This window comes from Daejeonella sp. H1SJ63 (assembly GCF_029360775.1).
In the GTDB taxonomy this organism is placed as follows: Bacteria; Bacteroidota; Bacteroidia; order Sphingobacteriales; family Sphingobacteriaceae; genus Daejeonella.
The window spans coordinates 1-3,683 of the sequence record NZ_JARKMZ010000022.1 but is presented as its reverse complement, the minus strand read 5'-3'; the positions used below and the strand labels follow the sequence as shown (position 1 = coordinate 3,683).

Annotated in this window: 4 protein-coding genes; all 4 read right to left on the bottom strand. The window is 35.9% G+C overall.

Translation table 11 applies throughout. The features are described 5' to 3' along the window. Positions 1 to 1,752, bottom strand: a 1,752-nt coding sequence (locus P2W72_RS06720; RefSeq protein ID WP_276360225.1) for a M4 family metallopeptidase, incomplete at its 3' end; no start/stop codon positions are given. Positions 1,753 to 1,824: 72 nt separating this feature from the next. Beyond that, complete coding sequence (locus P2W72_RS06715; protein ID WP_276360224.1) at positions 1,825 to 2,796, bottom strand: YCF48-related protein; 972 nt, start codon at positions 2,794 to 2,796, stop codon at positions 1,825 to 1,827. A 195-nt stretch (positions 2,797 to 2,991) separates the two neighbouring features. Then, positions 2,992 to 3,135: a hypothetical protein gene (locus tag P2W72_RS06710; RefSeq protein ID WP_276360223.1), complete on the bottom strand. Its 144-nt coding sequence runs from the start codon at positions 3,133 to 3,135 to the stop codon at positions 2,992 to 2,994. 147 nt (positions 3,136 to 3,282) lie between these two features. Beyond that, positions 3,283 to 3,683 (bottom strand): hypothetical protein (locus P2W72_RS06705; RefSeq protein ID WP_276360222.1); only part of this gene is annotated, 401 nt, incomplete at its 5' end.

Here is a 3,683-nt window from a genome sequence, read left to right as displayed (position 1 = left end):
TGACGGACTGACGCTCCAGCTGACTGTTGCGCCTGCTGGCAGATTAATTGTATAAGTCCCGCTGGTGCAAAAATTATCGGGGCCGGAGATTGTTAATGATGATTGATAGTCTGCGCCAACCCCAACAGCGTACCATGCCCTTGTAACATTAATTACCTGGCACGACCCACTACCAAACAAATCATTTGCAGCTTGAATAGTAGCAGTTCTTGCATTACCAAATGTTGCTTGTGGAAAAGATCGTAAATAAACTGTTAATGCTCTATAAGCTATTGTCGCAGCATTATCTATTCCAATGCCAGACACTAAAAATGGATTTCCAATATCATTAGTTCCATTTCCACCTTCAGATAAAAGGAAAAAAAAGTAATTTAAAACACCACTATTTGTATGTACACCGCAGAGGTCATTGGAACTACTTGGTGTACATCCATTTGTATTAACCCAGTTTGTTCCTCCATAAGTATCAGGTTGCGCACTTAATCCATTATTGGGGCTGCTCATTGATCTTAAAGGTATTCCCGAGAGGGAGATATCCTCTCCGATAGCCCATCTTTGTTTCCCGGGAGCTGCCTGTGCTTCAACACAAGCTGCCCAGATATCGCTAAATCCTTCATTTAATGCTCCTGATTCTCCATTATACGCTAATCCATTAGGTGGAATTGCAGCTTGGCAAATTCCATGGCCAATTTCATGCGCCACTACATCAAGCGAAGTTAATGGCGAGAACATTGAGCTTCCATCTCCATAAGTCATACGCTGGCCATCCCAGAACGCATTACCATTATTCGGATAGCCCATAGCTACTAAGTTAGCATGGACATAGTTAAGAAGTACTCCACCAGATCCGTTCCAGCTATTCCATCCGTGTACATTCAGAAAGTAATCATAAACTCTTTCTGTACCCCAATGTGCGTCCAAAGCAGCATTATCTAAAGCAGTGTTATTATGTTCTGCATTAGTCCAATTATTGTCTGTATCAACAAAATCAGTGGCGGCACCGTAATTAGCACCCATGTTCATGTTAAAAGTCTGAATATTTACTCCATTCCTTACCTCACGTAAACGAAATCCTCCGGTAAAGGAGTCACTGACAAAAGTTTGAGTGCCACTATATCGTGTATCCGCAGTGCCTGGTGCATTAAGGTGTTTTATTAGATCTTCAGCATACAATAAACTGCCATTTAAAGCATCAATGTAATAAGTTCTATGGCTAAGAGGCACCTCTGAATAAATTTGAAATCTATATGCTAAACGGTATTGATTGTTGGTTTGTAGTAAATCTTTTATTATTATGATTTCTCCCTTTGGATAATAGCTTGTATCTTTTTCCCCTGTAATAGTCTTTAATAATCTTTCTTCTTCGGCATTTTCCCATTTGTATTTTTTTGCACCAATAAGCTTTAAGGCACTACTTAAAGCTGCCTGAGGGGAAAGTTTGGGTGTAATGTTTACATCATAAACTTCCTGATAATTTCCTGCTATTAATTCAATTTTATCATTTTTTGCATGCACAGCATATTTCCCATACTCTATCCTAACTCCTTTATAATACTGATTATAATATTGATGAATGTATCCCAGCTTATCTCTTTTACTTTCTGAAAGGACCAGGTTATTCCCATTACGTATTTTAAGAGAATCCTTTAATAACGTTGCAGCTTCCGAAAGTGGCTTTTTCTGCTTATCATCATTAAATTTAAGGTAAATTATTGAACCATCTTTGCTTAGTTCCTTTTGGGTACCTTCCACTTGGGAAAAAGCAAAAAAGGAAATACTGCAGAAAAAAAAATAATGTAAAAATTATTTTCATATTGATTAGGTTTAAATTTGTTTGCGTAGTATAAGACCTTTACTTGTAATAACGATACTAGTCTTTCCTTTAAAAGTAATATCAGTGATTACATCACCTTCATTGGTGGTATATTCTTTTTTCCAGGTCAGCCCTCCATCTGTTGTGTGAAATATCCCAAACATGCCTCCATAATATCCTTCCTTTTCAGAAAGGAAAAAAGACTTTGGATAAAGCTCTATTTTGTTATTTATAAGTTTCCAGTTGTTTCCTCCATCCGTTGTTTTAAACAGCTCTTCATTAAAAGTAAAAACAAACCCTGTTTTATCGTTCAGGAAATAGCAATCGGTTATATTGGCAAATTTTGCTTCCAGTAATTTCCAGTTTTGGCCTTCATCTTCGCTTTTGGCAATAAAACCAAAATTGGTATTATCATGAACAGAGCCTCCTATAGCATATGCAGTTTTATTAGAAGTAAAGAATAGGTGACTAAAACAAGACATATAAGGAATATTGAACACTTCCTTCCATGTTTCACCACGGTTTGTTGTTTTAAATAAACTGTTACATTCAATAATTGTTCCTGTCTGAGTATCAGAAAAAACGATATCACCTTTAGGGACCAAAGTAAGGGAGGGAGAAATTGATTTCCAGCTTAATCCGTTATCATCCGAATGATACACTTGTTTACTACTCCCAAAAAGTGTGTCATTCACTGCTGAAATATTTGTTATAAAATCATCTTTAAGATAAAAGTTATTAGATGCCCAGGTTTTTCCACCATCATCAGTACGCCACAGAGTATGGTTTCCGGCAATACCCTCTATTTTTAAGGCCAGGGCATAGCCTGTATTTTCATTTAAAAAATCTACATCCCTAAAAGTGAAATTCTTTTCTTTAAGGTCTAATACTGTTACCCACATATTCTTTTGTGCATTTTTATCCTTTTTGCATGAAAGTGAAAAAAGGATACAGGTTAAAAAGAGAATTGAAAATTCTTTCATCTGAATTATTATTTACAATTAATTATCTAATGTCTAAATCTTTTTGGCATTAGTTTAATCTCTATTACGTGCACTTGGTTGCTGAACACCTGGACTTAGTTGAATTACTTTTGCACCCTGATTTACAGCATATTAAAATAGCATCATCTAAAACAGAACCATCAACTATAGTTCCTATTCCTGCACATACCGGCATTAATCGAATACCAGCAATATATTCCCTCCATGTGTACCGGCAATACCTGTTATATTATTGGTTTTGGCAGAAATTATATCTGAAACATGGGTTCCATGCCAATATGTACCCCTTGAATCATTGCTATTAGTTCCGTAATTCATCTATACGAAAGTTAAAGAGAAACCGTTACACCCCGTAAAAACGAATATAATATGCCGCGCTTTAAGAAAAGTAATTGTTTTTCCATACCCAATTGAGTTAAGGTGATCAGTTCTATAAAATTTTAGACCCGTGCATTAAAAGTCTTTTTACTTACGGATACATAAAATTTTGATTTGCCGGTCTCTTACAGCATAAGTAATTTCCGCATCATAAATATCTCCTCGACAAAGGGGATAGGTCTTCTCATTTTCCCTCAGGTTTCTGTAAGAGAGGTGAACCTTGTATTTTGATCTTACCGAATCAGGAAATAAAAATGAAAACTGGTAGTTTGCAAAGTGAGAAGGCGGGAACTGGTAAAGTGAATCCGCCAGGTTATAGGTTAAAAGAGTATCTTTGAAATTATTAGTTATAATTACAAAGCCTTTCCCTTCGTATGATTGTTTTCCTGCGGTACATTGATGAAATCCAATAATATAAGCTTCTTTTAAATTACTTTCATCGCATGGGTTTTTAGCTTTTTTACAACTATAAGCTGTGAGTACAATAA